This window comes from Candidatus Nitrososphaera sp. 86-2, assembly GCF_056726185.1.
In genome coordinates this window covers 2,320,601-2,338,957 of sequence record NZ_JBWZON010000001.1, presented here as the reverse complement: position 1 = coordinate 2,338,957, position 18,357 = coordinate 2,320,601, and the positions used below count along the sequence as shown (strand labels likewise).

Genomic DNA, 18,357 nt, shown 5'->3' with positions numbered 1-18,357 from the left:
CGACGCCTACAATAATCGACTCTTGATCACAATTACTACTACTAATAGTAATCCTGTCAAATTCACACATCAATATACTACTATGCACGCACGTGTGTATGTGTATAGGCATTTTGCTCATGCTTCATACTGATATCACATGTAATCAGTACGCCAGCATCACTTGCAGAATAAACGTCCTTGCTAAATGCCAACATCGAGAAAATTTTCTTTGATGACGACGAGATTTCCTATTATGACTCTTGCCGTTGCAATAGCGGCATCGGTGACGTTGACGGGTGTTGGCGGGTATTTTATTCTGCAGCCAGGCAATTCCGAAGTACTTCAGAGTTCTGCGCAGGAAGAAGGAGCAAAGAATGCTTCTTCTTTGCAGGGAGTCGCCTCTCCAAAAACTGTCGAGTACACTCTGGTTGGAGAAGAAACGACGCTTGAGATAGCGTCTGGAGTCAGGGTCAAGGCTTGGACATATAATGGAACAATACCGGGGCCTGTTCTCCGGGCCACCGAAGGAGACAGGGTCATCCTTCACTTCATAAACAAAACTCCAATGTCTCATACGATTCATCTCCACGGCGACCATGACGAAAAGGACGATGGAGTCTTTCAAGTAGTCGAGCCGGGAGGGACATATACGTATGACTTTATTGCAGGCCCTCCGGGAGCTTTGATGTACCACTGCCATGTGATGCCAGTCACGCAGCACATACGCATGGGGCTTTATGGCGCGCTGATAGTCGATCCCAAGGAAGGTCTTTCGCCAGCCAGGGAATATGTGGTGGTGTCAGGCGAATATGACACCAAGGACCAGCTGACAAACAATCCCGAGTACGTCTTCTTTAACGGCTATGCAGACCAGTACTGGGACCATCCCTTGGAAGTAAGGACAAACGAGACTGTCAGGGTATATTATGTAGACATGGGCACGTCGCCGGCATACGGCTTTCACATCCATGGCACCATCTTTGATGCCTACCCATCAGGAATCTGGCAGAATGACCCTATGAAGGTGCAGACATGGGAGGTGGCGGCAGGCAACGGTGCGATATTTGAGGCCAAGTGGCCCTGGGAGGGAAGATACCTATTCCACCTTCATGGCTTGCCAGAAGAAAAAGGTACGATGGCATACTTTAACGTCACAAACGCTCCTGCAGGTGCAGTGGACGGCGTAGACATTGCCAAAACAAAATCAATCAGCATGATTGGATGGCAGGAAGACCTTACCAGAAAGCTGCAAAAGCAAGACCCATCGGGAACACCAAGCATAGTAGCGGAAGAAGCATCAACATCACCAGAGTCCCATCACGCTGGACACGAGATGGGAGCAAAAGATGGCGGCAGCAACAACAGCAAAGAAGATAATAATGGAACAGGCAACGCGACTGTACAGGCCAACACAGTGGTTATGCCCAAGGGCGCCGCAGCTGACAACAACATGAGCTTTGAACCTGCCAGCACTACCGTAAATGCAGGAACCACAGTAACTTGGAAGAATGATGACAACACGTTCCACGTAGTTGCCAGCAAGACAGAAGGCGTATTTACATCAGAGCTTATCTCCCCAAAGAAGACATTTGAGCACACATTCGCAGAACAAGGGACGTACGACTACTACTGTTCCCTGCACCCATGGATGACAGGAAAGGTGAACGTGAAGTAAGGAAGGAGAGAAGAAAGAGGAGAGGCTAAGTCCTCTCTCCAATTTCCCGTTCCCTTTTTTTATGCTATCTTGACTTTCCGCTGTCATCCATAATAAACAACTCCAACTAGCCGCTACAGAGACATTCAATTCCATTCATTTGCGCATGATTGCTCTGTATTCACAAGTATTATCATCTCGTTCAGAGTCTTGCAATGATTGTGACGACAACGACACCACTATCATCATCAAAAGATGCAAAAGCTACCATTACTTCATCATCAAAAAGGAACGACAAAGAAGCCACTCGCAGCAATAACAAGGAAAATAACAATAGTAATAATAATAGCAACAATAAGTATTCTGCAAGACGCCAGCCAGAGCAGAAGAAGGGATGGCAACAAAAACAGCAGCAGAAAATCTCGCCAGCCAGCAAAAGCAGGCCGCTATTGCTGCGCATTCCGTTCAACCTGCTGGAATCTCTGAGAGAAGAAGCCGCCAAGGATGACATAAGCGTCAACTCGTTCATAATCACTGTCTTGAGAAAGTACACTTCATGGGGACGCTTTCAAGAAAGACTAGGATTCATGCCCCTGCACAAGAGCATGATCTTGACCATGCTTGAGAGACTAACTTCAGAAGAAATTGAAGAGATAGGCAGGATGCAAAAGGATCAGACCATAAGGGATTTCTTGCTATTTGAGTCCGGCTATAATCTAACGAGCTTTATGAAATGGATTGAGCTGAGGTGCAAAGTTTTAGGGTTTGAGTTGCTGGTCAAGCAGGAAGCCAACCCTGAACCCTCGGTCTTTGTCATGATTCATCACAACATGGGACAGAATTGGTCGCTATATTACAAGGGCATGTTTTCCGCCGTCTTGCAGGAACTATTGCCGCAGGATGGAAAAAGCTACGACCAGATAATTTTCAATACTACCAAGGCGTCGTTTGCCATGCGCCTCGTAGGAGTAGAGATGAATATGCAAGAAACTACTAGTGGGGATTGACGCAATAATACTACTACAACAACAAAAGAATCACAGTCATTCGTAGTACGTGTGTATATGCGTATAGGAGAAGCAATAATCGCCTGTCGCTCAGGTGCGTCTCAATAGTTCACAACTGGAATTGATTTGAAGGAGTGCGTATGTTCGGCCCTGTCCCAAAGGCCTTGCTCTCCGTTAGGACAGAGCCAGGCAAACTGAATTACCCAACGGTCAAGCGCATCATTGGTGCTATAAGCGTCGCGTTTACAAGGAATTGCATATGCAATCTAGTGATTATACGCAAAATAGATAGACAGACACGACATAGCTGTAGAAGATTCTGTTTACGGCGCGACAGACGCGTAAACCAGAATTGAACGCCAGCGATTATAGAAAGTCATTTAAGTAATTTCATAGATTTCTAACTTCTATAGGAAGGTCTCTGCTGTTTTCCGATATGACGGACGGAGCAAGACTATATGATAATAGTGCGCAGAAGAACAATAATACTTCGAGCCGTCATCACAGCGAGGTATCGGGCCAGCTAGAGAGAAAAAATATACACACACGAACATGAATCTAGTAGCAAACCAACTGATTGGAATTCCGGGAACCATAAACGTGTTCGGGACCGAAGTCGAGGCGTACAGGATAATACTTACCATAGTCATCATCGCCGTAGGAGTCGGTGTTGCGTACTTTGCCAAGGCTTTCACTTCAAAGTACATCGGTACGAGGCTTCCGCCAGAGACCCGCAAGGGCGTTGGGCGCATGGTCTACTATGGGATAATCGCAATAGCCCTACTGTCCGCGCTTGGCATGTCAAAGCTTGACCTGTCGGGCATCTTTTTGGCCGGCGGGATAGCCGGTATTGTAATAGGTTTTGCGACCCAGTCCCTGTTTTCAAACCTGATCTCGGGAATCTTTCTGTACATAGACAAGCCCATGAAGATTGGCGACCCGGTGCTTGTCACAGGCAAGCTGCCAGACATTGCCGCGGTGGTAATTGAGGTCACCGCGCTTTCGACGCGCTTTAGGATGTTTGACGGCACGTACGTCAGGCTGCCAAACACAGAGGTATTCTCCTCAGAGATACGCAACTTTTCTGGCGCCGCTGCAAGAAGAGTGGAAATTCAGATAAGAATTGCCCTTGACGAAGACCCCGCCCGGGCCATAAAAATAATAAAAAATACCATCTCTTCCATGCCGCTTGTCCTCATCGAACCTACGCCCGATGTGTACGTGGACAGCATCGGCGAATCGGCAGTCAACATCAACGCCTGGTGCTGGGCGCCTTTCACAGAATGGTTTCCGGTAAAGAAAGAGTTGGTTGAACGACTAAAACTTGCTCTGCACAGAAACGGCATAGAGATACCACTGCCGCAAAGAGAGGTGCATCTACGAGACGACAAGGTATTTGCAGGCGTTCGTACGGCCACTGACGACGACGATGGCGACGAAGTGGGAGCAGCAACAAAGAGGAAAAAGAGTGGGTGAGAAGTGTGTGTGTTGGTCTCTTAATTATTACATGTTGGAATAAGAAGATAATGATAATAATACACCCGCCTGTTTGTTGCAAGTCGGCGTCTAAACAGCCCGCCGGGGATGGAGCGTGGGGAGTATGAACGGATTCCCCGGCAGAGCCAGTGAAATGACCGGTTGGCTAACTAGATCTCTCTCGACACGAAATAAAAGAGTCTAGTGTACGTTGCAACTATTTGCAGGCGTCGAATCGCTAACATTCTATTCTTTGCAGTACCTGCATTCCGTCTTGTGGCTTTCAATCTCTCGATTTGCAGACCACCATTTCACAGAGAAGAGGATAGTGTTGTCCCTTTTTCGGTAGGCTTCTGTCGCTACTCTACATTCTTGCATATCCATATCATGTACATATCATTTTAATGACTTTACACTATCTTGGCTCCCTCTCTCATATGCAAGGATAAAAGTCAACAGTTGACCAGTCCAGAATCCCTCTCGAATAATCGAGGGCCCCGCCGTGTGAGCACTATCTGCGTGATGTAGGAAAGGTCGGCGGGGCCCCTCCGCCCATGCTTTAGAGGGTGTGTATTTGTGTGTGTTATGACTATCCCTGCATGTTAAAACAGTAAAGTGTACAGAGCAAACAGATGCAAAGCTATTAGAAGATTCGAATAGTCCAATATGTATGTGCGTAATCAAATGTATTTGGAAGATACCGAGGCAGAGATCAGCTCGATAGATGTCAGACTACTTTCGGTAATTGTTACCATCAGTAGCGACAACTGGTAGTGATTATCGGGGCACCCAATCTCATTTCACCAATAGGAAACTTTAACGAGGCGAGCGTTAATGACAATGTGGAATTATGAACCTCTGGGTTGTTTACCTGACGACGCCTTATAGCAAAGCGATTGAAATCTTTGGTGTATTTGATTCTAAAGACAAAGCTGAAAGAGCTAGGGCAAATGCAAGCAGCAGGGGCCATTGGGACGCCAAGATAATAGAGAGACAGCTTAACTCGGAGATACTGAAATAACATACCTCAAGATTACTGTTTGTGGTTACTACTGGTAGCCAACATTGGTAGCGATGAATTCGTGGAATTAGATGGCTCCGCCGGATGTGATAAACCCCAGCGCGAGGGAGTAATGTCCGGCGGAGCCTGCCCGTGTTTGAGAGTAAGGGATGATTAGTATACTAACATAAAACCATCAGGTACACAGAGCAAACAGATGCAAAATGCGGAAATCCTGGCGCATCTCCGTCGACAAGAGGTGGCAACCACTTACGGACACAGAGCGGAGATGAGCCCCGATCTCTTCTTCGTCCCATGGCACCACTGGTTAAAAATCGAGTTAAATTTTGCGGAATCAGATTTTTCATAACTCCTTAAAATTATTCACTTGAAACTATTACTAAAATCCCTCATAATTGCGTGCCAACATACATGTATGCCCCGTCGGGTTTTCTGTGGCTTTTCCCGGCGGGGCCCGCAGGTCGGGGTCAATTTGACACTTGCTTGGCAAAGCATCCTAGGGAATTTTGCGAGTCATAATGCGTGAACGATTCAGAGAGAGAGTCACTTACGTAATAAAAGATGAAAGTTTAGCTGCATAACTAAAGAATATTGCTTCGGTGGCTCGTCATGGGTGCGTATGAGCTAGCTGTAGCGCTTATCCAAGGCAGTTTTTTCTTCTAAGCCGTGCTCTGTACTTCGGTGATTGAATCGCATGAAAGGCCAATCTTTTGGTGATGCTTCTGAATGGCCTCCTTATCTGGCGCATCTAGAACACAGAAAGCCTTGTCCTCGGCCTTGTTAAAGTATATGTTCTTGTTCGTCACGCCGTACTCATCCTTCGGGGCTTTCATAGCCTGTCTTAATTGCTCTTCCGTTACATTGCCCATCTTGTGAGAGTCCAGAAAGGTTGGCATGTAGTAAAGTTCTACAAATGAGATTTTTAAAGGGTTTCCTGAGCGGCTGATCAATCCTGCTTTTCAACAACTCCTAATCCCAAATGCACAGATAGTTTATCTTCTGTCCTGCTCCTTTGTTTATCCAATTCGAGTATTAATATAAGAAAAAAAGAAGGGAAGAAAAGTCAGATGCCGTATGTATGGCACCTTCTTTTCTCTGTCCTAAATCGCTTTATGACCTTTCAGAGCCGGGACCTGCATCTGGTGCCTTCAAACTCGGTGCACTGCTATTATCATCGTCCGCAGCAGTACTATTCACTATTGGATTTGTTCTTGGAAATGCCGTGTCCTTAATGTCCGCCGTGCATCCAAATCCGCCTGTCCATCCTTCGCTGTTGAACTTGGTTGTGTTTCCATTATCAGCTTTACAGAACACCGTAGTATCCACTGGAACATTTGCAACGCCAAAGTAGCTGATGTTTCCGTAAATGTGGTATCCGTAAATTCCTGGCTGCATCACCTGTCTTGCCACATAGTGCCCGGGATCTCCAAACACTGCTGTGATTGTGACGTTCTTTACAACTTGGTCTGCATCTTCAACTGTTGTGGCGTTGTTAAACGACTGCATATCTTTGAAGTAATACTTGTCAGCTTTGAGTGAAGCGTTGGTTAGCGGAAGCGTTGTTGCCGCATCGCTTAGCATTACCTCCAAATTGTGCACGCCATCATGTATGCCGGGTTCTGCTCCGTACGTGGGCTCGCTGGTATGTCCTACGACCATAGTAACAGATTTTTCTTCTGTGCCGCCGCCAATGTTTTCGCTGTTGTTGACTGCCAACTCTGTATGCGCGTGTGCAAAGGCCTGCTGTTGATTCAAGAAAAGTGGCAATGCCGCCGCGGTGAGTATTAACGCGGCCATTGTTGTCGCTGTAAAGATAGCGTTTTTCTTGTTACTCATGTTTATTGTGCCCCCTCCTGCTCCTTGTGCACGAATCCAAGTCCGTCATTGTCTGCGTTGTCATCATTGAGATCGAATACGGGATTGCCGTTTGTCAGGTTGCCAGGCAGCTGAGTTGTTGTATAGGGCGCGTCCGCTATGTTCCCTAGAACCCTCTGAACATTGATGTCAACCATGTCTCCTCCACCAAAGTCAATTGTCTGATTAGAGTAGTTCACCAGTGCGATATCCGTGACCCTTGGAGCACCTCCATTGAGTGGGTCGGGAATGTGTGCGTGGAAGACACAGTTATTGCTGTTTGGTCCTGACGCATGAGAGATGTAGTACAAAGGTACCTTGTCTACGAATGTTCCATGTGCACTTTCGTCGATGTGGCCCGCAATTACGGTTACAGTTGGTACGTGTGTTTCCGGATCGCATGGTGACCTTATGAGCAGATGACCTGCGACAAAGTTTGGACTTGCATCGTACACTGGTAGAACTCCGCCAGCAGGGAGTGAAAGACCATCCAGCCTGACATGCGTATTGTCAGGGATGTTGTTTCCACTTACGCCTGCTTCAAAACTATGGCTGGCAAAAACAGTTCCACCATATCCATTGCTGTAGGCGAACATGCCAATCGCCGCCATTGCTAACCCCAAGGCGACAGCCGACAGTCGTCTTTTGCTTTTCGTCATTGTTAGATGCCTCTTCGAAAATTGCATCAAGGCAACAGAGAGAAGACGAGAGGAAAAAAGGGATTGGTACATTCCCCGGATGAACTAGCGTGTGCTTAGCGGTTCTCTTTCTCTACTGGTGATAACTAAGAGATCTCGAGCAGCGGTAATTTGTACAAGACATTCTTTTTAGTATCGCTCGTCAACGACGGGCACATCAAAGTCACGTACAGGCCATGTAATTCAGAATTAGGACAGAGAGGAGTAGTTGTGGGAGCTCTGCCGAGGCAGCAACCGCCGGATATCATGGAGCCGCAGCAAAAAAATCAGATGACTTGTTAGGCGGGATTCTTATTGTAGTCACCGTTATCAGCCTGGTTGAAATAATTGTAGAATAGGTCGTCTTCCTTCTTTCTTAGAGAAGTTAATTCATGCAATAGGGAGCCAATGATAAAGACATACGATAACGCAAAAATGATGTCCCACATGGCTTCATTCGCGAGCGCCTCTATATTCTTTAGCGCCGTATATCCAAAACCAGTATCTCCAATTCCAAGCAAAAGCATGCCAATGGACATCATAATCCATGAGAAGTACTGGCCTTTATTCCCCCTTGATTCATACAAGATGATCATTGACGGAATAAGAAGCAACCCGTCAAGGATAGGATACGCAACGCTAAGGGCTAAAGTCGCCAACTCTTCTAGAGTCATAGATGTGACCGAAAAGGACTCGTGCACCAAGTCAAGGATAAAGATGTTAACTATGCTGGCCACTATTGAAACGGATATTGTGCTTATGACAAGCACATTTCTCTTGTTTGCGCTGACCAGTCGTCGGACTATACGTAACAGAAAATAGCCGACAAAAAAATATCCAGAAAGATAAAACAAGTCTGCTGCTGACGGAAACGGAACCTCAACTTGCAAGACTTGGACATAATAGGCCCATGTTATTTCTGCCGCGCACCATAATCCAAGGCCAATCATCAACATTACGAAGGTCTTGCGATATGAAGGGAACGCAAAATTGTGCGAAATAAACAGAGCGAGAGCAAACGCGCCGGCAGAAGTCACCACCAGGGTATCATTCTGGAATAAGACCTGTGTTTCTCCCTGCGCCGAAGTAATTAGCAAAACAATTGCAATTGAGAATCCGATAACAAGCAATAGATGCCTTGCCCAAGGCACTCTAAGTGGAGCAGCCAGCAACTTTGCAACCGCAAGATCAGGGAGCATTGATATCTCCGGGCGTGTAATATTTCCTAGTAAGGAACAACTATAAATTAATATCTTATAAGCAAGCATATACCATACCTGTTCTAACCTTTAGAAAAAGTAGGAAAAATGTCCTCTAAATACCCAAGAAAGAGCGAAAATAGCGAAGAAGATGATGATCGTGCTAGGGAAAAGAGAGAAGAAAGGTCCGTAGCGGTAAGGACATTAGAGGACAACAAAGCTTCGCATAATCGCCGTTTTCATCTTCCTCTTTTGGAACCATTCCGCTCCCTAGAGAAGGAGAAAGTAGGTACAGCCGTGGTGATATCCATAATCATAGCGTCCTATGTCCTGTTTTTTCTATTTCAGATTACGAGTGAATTTGCAACACTTGGAGAAGTTTTTTCCTCAAGTAGAGAAGAGCAATTTGCAACTGTACAAAATCTTGCCAAGATTACTAGCCTAAAATTCAATACCATAGAAGGCATCATGGGTCGCATTGATAGCAGTACTACGGGCAGCAGGATTTTGGCGCTTCCATCGTCACCATCAGCGACTGGAACAACACCGCGGCTGACGACTACCCTCTCAGATTTGGACAACAATGAGGAAATTAGGAATGAGCTTTTCAATTCTGTAGAAAATGGATTGGCGATGGCATTAGGAACAATGGACGGAGATAGCAGCAACAAAAATAATAACAACAACGGCAGCCTAGGTATCAATGGCCCCGTTGAAATAACAATTGTTGACAGGGAAAATAAGGTTGTAGAAAGCAAAGTTGCTAATATTGATGGCGATGAAGGTAACAACCGAGGCGGCCCCACCAAAAATACAAATGAGCCATTGTTCAAAGCCGGCGGAACTCTAGAATACAGCTGGGCAAAGGACGTTCAGAAATTTCACATGCCAAAGTTCTCTGGTTCTTTTGAGGCAGCAGATATCAAGGATAATGCAGAGGCAACAACTCCAGAAACGGGAGGTGTAGTTGATAACAGTACTAACGACGAAAACAATGATCAAAACAAAGGGGGATCCAAAGTGATATCATTTGCGCAGCCGCTTTTTGATGCAGGCAATGACAGCAGCTACGCTGGAATGTTAGTGCTGACACTACCGGCAAGGTACCTGACAGAAGATTATGATTCTGTAATCAATTCTGCCTCCAAAGAAGTTGCTTTGCTAGACAGCAATCAGCTAACGTATGTAATGACCACAACAACGTCAACAACCAATAATAGTAATAGCGATAGCGATAGAAGCAACATTGACACTGGCCATCTGCATCCTAATGGCGCTTCATTTGGAGATGACATCAAAGAGATTCAGAGCGGCGATGATCCAAAGTCAGTGATAGCAAGCGACAGATTCAAGGCTTCGGGGGGAGACGTAGTCTTCAAGAATGCAGACGGGGAATTTCTGATAAGCGGCTTTCCGGTTTATTACTATGGCAAGCCACAATACATGTTGATATTTGAGTCGGCCACTTCCGATTTTTACGCCAAGGTGGAACCGATACTCTTTCAGGGTAGAATCCAGATGTTTTCAATCCTCACGGCTACTGCCGTTCTTACGGTCATCATAGCCTCGTTTATCAGTCACAACATCAATTTGGACAGGCAGGTGAGGGAAAAGACCAAAGAGATCACCAAATCAAATGAGACCATTGTGGCGCAAAAGCAGCAGCTTGAGAAGGCAAATGAAGAGCTGAGACATCTAGATGCTTTGAAAACGCAATTCATTGGTATAGCATCGCACGAACTAAAGAACCCAATTCAACCCATCATTCTGTACGCGGAGATGGCAAAATATGGTGATGTAGAGAAGGACGAAGCCATCGATGTGATACTTAGACAGGCGCAGAGACTAAGGCAACTTTCTGCAGACATTCTTGAGGTAAGCAGAATTGATTCTAACAATCTAGTTTTGAATAAACAAAAGGTAAGAATTGGAAGCTTGATCCGGGAGATAGTGAGGCCCTACCAAGTGACAAATATAGAAAAGAACGGAACAGTAGCAACCGAATCTGTTGCTGCCAAGGTTCCCAATAATAATAATGACACGACAGCACAAATGCCAAACATCGTTATCAATATCGATGAAGATACTGAAATGAGTATTGATGCTCTCCGTATCTCTCAGGTGATGAACAACATTATTCAAAATGCAATAAAGTTTACAATGGGGGGAGGTACGGTAACCATACGTAAAAGCACAGTCACTCCTGCCTTGACGCCTTCGATCTTAGGTGATGCGAGTTTCAGGGATAAGGCAGCGGGTGCCACGGTTTCTCAATCACCATCCTCATCGGCGGCGTCATTGCCATCGCGATCATTCGTAGAAATTGTAATTAGTGATACCGGGCCGGGCATTCCAAGGGAAATAATGCCCAAATTGTTTGGAAAGTTTGTCACAAAGGATGTCAATAGCTTGAACAAGCACGGAACAGGACTAGGTCTGTACATTAGCAAGGCCATTGTCGAGGCGCATGGCGGACAAATCTCGGCTTACAATAATAGTAATAAGGATAATGACGGCCAGGAGCAACATCGGGGTGCTTCATTCAGAATATTGCTTCCGCTATAACTCCACATATTAGCGATGTAAGCCGCTTTTGAAGGTCCTTACTCCCCTGTATAGAGGTGGAACGTCATAGATTGGATTCCAATCTTTCCCGGCCCAGTAAATCTATTCAGGAAAATATTGGTGCCGCCAAGCAGACCTGTCTTAATGCCAAGTTTTACCGTATCCATTTTAACGGAGGCCTGCTTGTAAAGAAATGCGCCAGGCTCAACATCTATCTGCTCGCCAGTCGCAAGCTCCCTCTCCAAGACATTGCCATAACCATGAAGTGCCAAAAGTCCGGGTCCTTTGAAGGAGTCGATGAAAAAACCGGTGCCGCCAAACACCAAGTTGGAGATACCTTTTACTCTGAAAAACGAATATTCTACATCATTAGTAGCAAAGAGAAACTGATGCTCTCTTACATGCAACTCCTCCCCTGCAGATAGTTCTAGGAACACAAGTTGTCCGGCCGCGTCCCGAGAAAACGAGATTCGGCCATCGCCTTGAGCCTGTGTAACGACAACAGGGAGTCCTGCCAGCATGCGTTTCCCTATCCCCTTCAAGATCCGTGCTGTAATGTCAACAGTGGGCTCCCGCCACAACAGAATGTGATGCTCGAAGAATATTGGTTTGGATGACGATGTCATGTTCACTGTCGCGACGGGCACCAATTCTCCTTCTATGGTCATCTCCATTCCATCAAAAGTCAGCTCATGTTTTGTTTCAATTAACTTCAAGAATAACTACCGATAAGCCAATTGTAGTGGTCACTTAAGAAGATTCAACAATATGTTTTCCCAAAATTCCTTCCTCGGAATATACTAAAGAAACTTGTCTTGATGAACTATCTCTGTACGGCGTCAGTTGCAAGCTGACCTATTTCTGGTCAGTTATTTTGGTGTATTTTTTTTGAGTACAAAACTGCAGATATTCCAGTTATTGCGGCTCTAAAAATATGAATCGCCTCGCTGAGCACAAAAATCCGATGCGAAATGCAAAGACCCTTTCGGATAGAAAAAACGATAAGCAACATCCTCTATGCTCAAGTTATCCCATAGCCAAAGACGCTCTGTTGGTGTTAAATGATCTCTTGAAAAACAACGTTGTCTCTTCAGAGCTGCTCCCCGATATCATCTCCAGGTACTCTGAACTAAAAGCAAGTTTTGACAAAAAACTCTCTACGGGGAGGCTCTAAAGCAAGTAATGAATAGCGTTGACAGAAACACCATCAGCAACGACATCCGACTGCAATATCGCGATTTGGCAAGGAGTTTCTTAACATGAACTGCGATGAGTACTCTGCCAAGCAGATTGCGAGGCTGGAGGCGCAGAGGGGGGGGGGGGAGAGGCTGCTTACATACTTGGCAAAAACAGAAAGCGTGGAGCAAAAGCTGAGCATTGAGCGATTAATTGAGGATATCGACTTCAGGCTGGCTTCAAAGGTTGGCAGGTTCAACCGCGATTTTTCCGTGTTTGAAGACGCGGTCCGTCAGGAAATGAACAAGGTTCCGGAAAAGAAAGGGCTCGGATGGAGGTTTACAAACCTTTTTGAACTCGTTGACATTTCCATCAGCTCCCGCAGGAAGCTGGATATAACCTAATGGGCGAAGTGTTCTGAGAATATCTACGCGACGTGCAAAAGGTGCAATAGCAACGGTACAATCAACTCTAACACGATGACCGACTACTTTACCCAAGCGCAAGGTTCTTTCTATATGCCTGGCACAACTACTACTACTACAGTTGCAGGGCAACCTAAACAAGTTGGAACAACAGTAATTCTTGTGCGCAATTATGCGAGAGCAGGAGGCAACGGAGATGGGAAAAATCGATAAGAGGATCAGTTTAGGAAACACAAGGAGTAATTATTGCTGCGCTTCCTTGCCATCAAAAGCATAAACGAACCAGATAGTTGTTCAGAAAACTATGATGAGCTGAGAATCATAGAAATCTTCTTAAGATCCCTTCGCAATCCCAATAAAAAAGCCGACCGTCATGCGAATACTCGTAGTTGAGGACGAACCAAACATCCTGCTTCTATACAAGAGGCTATTGCAAGATGAAGGCCACGATGTCACCGCTACTACTGATGGTGAAGAATGCCTGCAGCAATACTTGCTCTCGTTGCAGGAAAAAAGGGGCTATGATGTTATAATTCTTGATTATCGCATTCCTAAAATGGATGGACGCGAAGTGGCCCTCAAAATCTTGCAGCATGAACCTACCCAAAATATCGTCATAGTGACGGCATACGTAAAAGAGCTCATCGAATCCTCCTTCGAAATAGAAAGATCCGTGACAATTTTGCAAAAACCTTTTGAGCTTGCAGACTTGACTGGCCTGCTTGGCCGGTTCGCAGAGAAGAAAAAGAAGGCATCAAATTCCTCTGCAAGCGGCAGATACTAAATGAAGGGCCAGCGGCTTTAAGTAAAAAATGTGACCGTCGATTAATCTGGTTATAGCTAACTTTTATAGTTGCTTGTTCACCGGTTCTATATAACGAATTGAAGGTTTTGATAGCCGAGGATGAGAAAAACATCCTTTTAATGTATAAAATCTTTCTTGAGGGAGAGGGCTTTGACGTTATTACAACGCGGGATGGGATAGAGTGCCTAGAACAGTATCGACTAGCCAACCAGAATAATGAGGCCTTTGATATCGTGATTCTTGATTATAGAATGCCAAGAATGGATGGCAGGGCAGCGGCTTTGGAAATCCTTGCAATCAACCCCCATCAAATTATTCTTATGATAACAGCGTATGGCAGAGGCGTAGGCGATTATACTGGATTGGATAAAGTTGAGGTCATGCAAAAGCCATTTGAATTGGAAAATCTTGGTGACGTACTTCGTTCTCTCCTTCAGTCCGAAAAGGATGTGAAGAAAGCAGTCACAGAGTAAGAGCGAATCTTGGAAATGCGAATGCAGGAAACGCCCAAAATGATGACGCGCAAGAGCCAAAAAGAAGAAGGCGCGACAAATGATGAGCATGAGGGCGACCCAGACTGAGTGATCAGCGCGATATCAATACCAATCAATAATGCAGAGTATTGTAAATGAAAATCTCAAATATAACAGAGATTAAGAAGTTGTAGTTCTGTAAAATGCAAAAGAGGGCGTTTCTTGATTTGTCTTGCCAAGAGCATGAGAAAGCGTTACGCAAAAGCGCCAGATAGTTCTTTGATAAAAACGCTAACTTGATTGAAATAAACAAGGCCATATTATCCGGTACACTTGTCGCAACATTGAGGCAGAGGGCGGCAACAGAGGGATTGCGATCGAATGACAAGTACATCACAGGTCTCTACGATATGTGTATTGAGGCTTGGAGAGATGGGTACCAGCATAGGTTCCTATCAGCGAGTGGATAGCGAGCCCCTCCGAAGCGTATTGGAGGATAGCAAGAGCAATCGTTCGATATGAGAGAGCACGATATACATAGATTACAGTATATTTTTATATGTCTGCCTTCTTGCCTTTAGTTCCCTATGATGCAGGCTAAAGATCGTAAAACTACCTTGCTATTGTGCAATTCATGCTATTGGATATCATCACTCTTGGACAGCGCAAAGAGGATTCCTAACTGTCCTTTATGTAACATGACATTGGAATCGCTGCCCGTTGAAAATAATGAATGCTGTACTATAGAGGCAGCAGGCACTAAAACAGGCCTGATCATAGAGTTTCAAAGAGCGTAACAGTTGAGCTTTTCTCACGGGAAACGGGCAGTGAAGGGTAGTCTCTAGTAGTTTTGTTTGAATATATTTGTCCTTCCAACAATGACGACTGTCCCAATAACACTTGCCAATGCGAGAACCGCAGATGTGGGAAACTCTGGATTTACCTGAATTGGAATCTGGATAGATTCCCCAGAGCCGTTGATGTCGCTTAGAACTATGCTGTAAGCACCTTGTTGCGCAAACTGATATCTGAATATCCTAGTTGTCTCGCTTGCATTTTCACCCGTCCTCTTTGCTTCTGTTTCTCCGTCGATGGTGAAGTTGTACAACGCGGACGGTAGCCATTTGTGATTGGAATCATAGATAGACACGTAAAAGCTGTTGTTCTGTCCCGGCTCAGCTGGAGACCAAGTAACCTCTGCCAAGTACGATCCGCCGCTGCTTGTTCCCTTAAGTTTTAGCGATATGCCTTGTGGCGCGGCAGGACCACTCTGGCTATCAGAGCCAGATTGGCCAAGAGCAATGCTACAGAGGTTTGGAAAAAGAACGAATACGGCGATGGCGGAAATAATGATCAAGACTGATATTTTACTCAGCATCAAGAATCTAATAAGCATCTTTCATAAATACATTATAGAAGAGCAGTTAGTGGCCTTCACAGGTAGCCATGGCTAGCCAGTAGTAAGGGTCCCTCAGGGTCCCTAGTTCATCAAGAGGGGTACCCTATCGGGCATACTTTTTGGCATAACTTTATTTTGATTCTTTGTCTTGGCGCGCAGCTTTGCCTTGTACTTCAGATTTCTCGGCTTTGTCCTAAGCCTGTACCCGCAGCATGGGCACCACAACCCATCCCACTTCATAAATAATTCACAGATCTGGCAGCGCTTCTGTCCTGTTGCATATCTTCCCGCACCGACTGGCTTTTGAGCTTTGTGACGGATGCATATTCCTTTGCAAGTCAAACTACTGCAATCCCCTCATGACAGGTAAGGGCATGATTGATAAACAAATTGGTAGCAGCATAGGATGATAATTCTATACCTGCGATTTGTTGGCTCTGGCATTGGGAGAGAGCAGCACCGGCAGGGAGCAAATATTGTTTCTCACTTCAGAAGCCATTTATTTAGAACTCATAGGGACATTAAGGCTATGATGACGTTCTAAGTTCTGACTACCCAGAGAATATTTACCTTGATTTTCTTGCAAATATCTCTCGTAAGAAAAAAGAAGCGAGCACATCTACCCGCGCTCCCTCTGCACGCCTCTGAGAGAAGCCTATCTTCATGGGAGCGCGGGTGGCATGTCAAGCTATTGCAGTCAAGCAAAAAGGCAGACGAGATTGCCGTGTTATGGCGAGCTTAGCTACGAGACGTTGCACCAAGTCAGAGAGGCAGCTCCGGGATACTTCCTTATCTCACCATTAGGAAGCGGGCCGCCAAAGTCATCATTATGCCATGTCCCGCAGTCGATAAGGTGCATCATTTCATGCTGCACCGTGCTTATCAGTCCTTCATTTTCTAACACTACTGCGAAGCCCTTGTCGATTGCCGCCGCGCCTTGTGCTTTCCAGACATCCGAACTTCCGCCATACATCATAGAGGCTACCATTCTAAAGTCCCGGACCTGCGTTGGCTTGACCACGAACACAAAGACACCGGTCGGGTTGTCTTTTCGAAGCTGTGGCAAAAGTGAGGTATAGGCACCAAGCAGGTCTTTCGTATGTGGTGCCGCCACAAGCTTGACATTTTGGTTTTTTATGAGAGGTGCAAACTCAGTTGGAAGGTCTGTAAATGACCTATCATACAGACGCTGCCACTTTGCTACCTCTTTATCAGAGTACCCTAGAAAGATGACAAGTCGGTCCCTTTGACCTGTGGCGCCGTACGCCGATACAGGCGTAGTGAGATTGGCAGTTAGGGTTATTGAAATTATCGTTGCCATCAAAGTTATTGTAGAAAGAAACGTGGCCTCTGCCTTTCTTCTGAGGCCGCTCTTTGGCACATAGTTTTCTTTTATTATTTTGTTGAGTCCTTGGCAGAGACCGGAAAGCTGACTTGTAGTAGCATAACTGATGGCGTCGGTATTTACACCTAGGGCTCCTAGCTCAGATAGGAGAGCCTCTCTGGCATTAGACGAGTTACCAGTTTTGGAATTATTCGACTGCCAATTCATCGCCATCAGTTGGTTCTTCATAACAACCCTTGTATCCTAGTAGATTTAAATCTATCTATAAATCTATATTTAAATCTCTGCCTACGTTGACAGTAGTTAAAACTTACTGTTGCTGCAAGCGGGAATATTTCTCAATCACACCGTCGTCGCAGGTAATGACCGATCGGAGCTGGAACCATTTGAGGAATCACTTTTCGATTATCCCGTTTTAAAAAAGCGGACGGTTCAGACGATGGCCAGGTTGAAAATAAAAAGGAGAGGAGGTAATCTCCAGCGCATCTGTGATTACTTCATCAGCTCGTCAAAGTGCTCCAATAGCCACACCATCTGTCCCTGAGTCAGGTCTGATGTTTTCAGATCCTTTAGCTCAAATGACTTCAATAGGTCCATGAAGTTAAAGCCAAGTGGCCCGTTAATTGCTTGATAGAGAGTAAGTCCGGACGTGCTCTCTGGAACCTGTGTGAAATCCATGTTCTCCGTTCGTTCTGCAAATTTTATAGCGACATCCCAGTTGTGGTGGGAACTACCTGTCTGAGGTTGCTCGTTGTTGCCATTTCCATTATCGGACGAACCGTTGCCATCACTATTTTGTTCTTCTGTTTGGTCTACCATGCATGTATTGTTCTCTAGATGATAGCCCTCGTCGCAGGTGATGGTGTTCGATGGATCCTCCTCATCATGATCAAGGACACACGAATTGTTATCTACATGATATCCTTCATCACAGGTAAGCACTGGCGGCTCTATGACATCGGGAACGCATATTTCGGCCTCAAGGTGATATCCTTCATCACAACTCGTCGTCGGCAGCGGTGGGTCAACTATAACTTCGTTAACGGTGATGTTTACGGTTGCATCTGGCGAGTCGTTTCCACCCTTGTGTGTGTGGAAGGTAAACGAGTCTGTACCAAAGTAGTCTGCATCGGGCGTATACATCATGTTAGGAGCCGTTCCTGTCAGTGTTCCGTGTGTTGGACTCGTTGCGATTTCATAGGTGAAGCCATTTGGCCCAGAGCCTGTCAGAGTAATTTCCACAGACGAATTCTCGTCGATTACTACGCTTTGACTATCGGCAGAAAGGTTTCCGTTGCC

The 18,357-nt window shown here is 45.6% G+C and carries 16 protein-coding genes; 8 read left to right on the top strand and 8 right to left on the bottom strand.

Translation table 11 applies throughout. The features are described 5' to 3' along the window. Nucleotides 1-235 precede the first annotated feature (235 nt). The 4 genes from ACYOR7_RS13775 to ACYOR7_RS13760 all read left to right on the top strand — a co-directional run bounded on the left by ACYOR7_RS13775 (nucleotide 236) and on the right by ACYOR7_RS13760 (nucleotide 5,140). On the top strand, nucleotides 236-1,657 hold the full coding sequence (locus ACYOR7_RS13775) for a multicopper oxidase domain-containing protein (protein ID WP_479914301.1): 1,422 nt from the start codon (nucleotides 236-238) through the stop codon (nucleotides 1,655-1,657). Nucleotides 1,658-1,857: 200 nt separating this feature from the next. Beyond that, nucleotides 1,858-2,643, top strand: a complete 786-nt coding sequence (locus ACYOR7_RS13770; protein WP_479914300.1) for a hypothetical protein — start codon at nucleotides 1,858-1,860, stop codon at nucleotides 2,641-2,643. A gap of 552 nt (nucleotides 2,644-3,195) precedes the next feature. Further along, nucleotides 3,196-4,119, top strand: a complete 924-nt coding sequence (locus ACYOR7_RS13765) for a mechanosensitive ion channel family protein (RefSeq protein ID WP_479914299.1) — start codon at nucleotides 3,196-3,198, stop codon at nucleotides 4,117-4,119. 850 nt (nucleotides 4,120-4,969) lie between these two features. Beyond that, a complete protein-coding gene (locus ACYOR7_RS13760) occupies nucleotides 4,970-5,140 on the top strand; it encodes a hypothetical protein (protein ID WP_479914298.1) in 171 nt (56 codons plus the stop codon). A 659-nt stretch (nucleotides 5,141-5,799) separates the two neighbouring features. Here ACYOR7_RS13760 and ACYOR7_RS13755 read toward each other — a convergent pair. The 4 genes from ACYOR7_RS13755 to ACYOR7_RS13740 form a co-directional block, all read right to left on the bottom strand. Continuing rightward, entirely contained in the window at nucleotides 5,800-6,036 is a 237-nt protein-coding gene (locus ACYOR7_RS13755; protein ID WP_479914297.1) for a DUF4242 domain-containing protein, read from the bottom strand. A 214-nt stretch (nucleotides 6,037-6,250) separates the two neighbouring features. After that, nucleotides 6,251-6,976, bottom strand: coding sequence for a hypothetical protein (locus ACYOR7_RS13750; RefSeq protein WP_479914296.1), 726 nt, complete (start codon nucleotides 6,974-6,976; stop codon nucleotides 6,251-6,253). Between the two features lie 2 nt (nucleotides 6,977-6,978). Next, nucleotides 6,979-7,653: a hypothetical protein gene (locus tag ACYOR7_RS13745; RefSeq protein WP_479914295.1), complete on the bottom strand. Its 675-nt coding sequence runs from the start codon at nucleotides 7,651-7,653 to the stop codon at nucleotides 6,979-6,981. A gap of 317 nt (nucleotides 7,654-7,970) precedes the next feature. Then, the gene (locus ACYOR7_RS13740) at nucleotides 7,971-8,939 is read right to left on the bottom strand and encodes a hypothetical protein (protein ID WP_479914294.1); all 969 of its coding nucleotides are present in this window, start codon (nucleotides 8,937-8,939) and stop codon (nucleotides 7,971-7,973) included. A gap of 39 nt (nucleotides 8,940-8,978) precedes the next feature. Between ACYOR7_RS13740 and ACYOR7_RS13735 the strand changes: the two genes are divergently transcribed. After that, complete coding sequence (locus ACYOR7_RS13735; RefSeq protein ID WP_479914293.1) at nucleotides 8,979-11,435, top strand: sensor histidine kinase; 2,457 nt, start codon at nucleotides 8,979-8,981, stop codon at nucleotides 11,433-11,435. 38 nt (nucleotides 11,436-11,473) lie between these two features. On the opposite strand, the gene ACYOR7_RS13730 is transcribed toward ACYOR7_RS13735, so the two are convergent. Then, nucleotides 11,474-12,151, bottom strand: a complete 678-nt coding sequence (locus tag ACYOR7_RS13730; RefSeq protein WP_479914292.1) for an AIM24 family protein — start codon at nucleotides 12,149-12,151, stop codon at nucleotides 11,474-11,476. Nucleotides 12,152-12,694: 543 nt separating this feature from the next. Between ACYOR7_RS13730 and ACYOR7_RS13725 the strand changes: the two genes are divergently transcribed. From ACYOR7_RS13725 to ACYOR7_RS13715, 3 genes are all read left to right on the top strand, one after another. Beyond that, a complete protein-coding gene (locus tag ACYOR7_RS13725; protein WP_479914291.1) occupies nucleotides 12,695-13,015 on the top strand; it encodes a hypothetical protein in 321 nt (106 codons plus the stop codon). Between the two features lie 394 nt (nucleotides 13,016-13,409). Then, nucleotides 13,410-13,820 (top strand): response regulator, encoded by a 411-nt coding sequence (locus tag ACYOR7_RS13720; RefSeq protein WP_479914290.1) that lies wholly within the window; start codon nucleotides 13,410-13,412, stop codon nucleotides 13,818-13,820. Between the two features lie 98 nt (nucleotides 13,821-13,918). After that, on the top strand, nucleotides 13,919-14,314 hold the full coding sequence (locus ACYOR7_RS13715) for a response regulator (protein WP_479914289.1): 396 nt from the start codon (nucleotides 13,919-13,921) through the stop codon (nucleotides 14,312-14,314). 841 nt (nucleotides 14,315-15,155) lie between these two features. On the opposite strand, the gene ACYOR7_RS13710 is transcribed toward ACYOR7_RS13715, so the two are convergent. The 3 genes from ACYOR7_RS13710 to ACYOR7_RS13700 form a co-directional block, all read right to left on the bottom strand. After that, nucleotides 15,156-15,692, bottom strand: coding sequence for a hypothetical protein (locus ACYOR7_RS13710; RefSeq protein ID WP_479914288.1), 537 nt, complete (start codon nucleotides 15,690-15,692; stop codon nucleotides 15,156-15,158). Nucleotides 15,693-16,455: 763 nt separating this feature from the next. After that, on the bottom strand, nucleotides 16,456-17,286 hold the full coding sequence (locus ACYOR7_RS13705; protein ID WP_479914287.1) for a hypothetical protein: 831 nt from the start codon (nucleotides 17,284-17,286) through the stop codon (nucleotides 16,456-16,458). Between the two features lie 264 nt (nucleotides 17,287-17,550). Further along, the coding region (locus ACYOR7_RS13700; protein ID WP_479914286.1) for an Ig-like domain-containing protein at nucleotides 17,551-18,357 on the bottom strand (807 nt) is incomplete at its 5' end.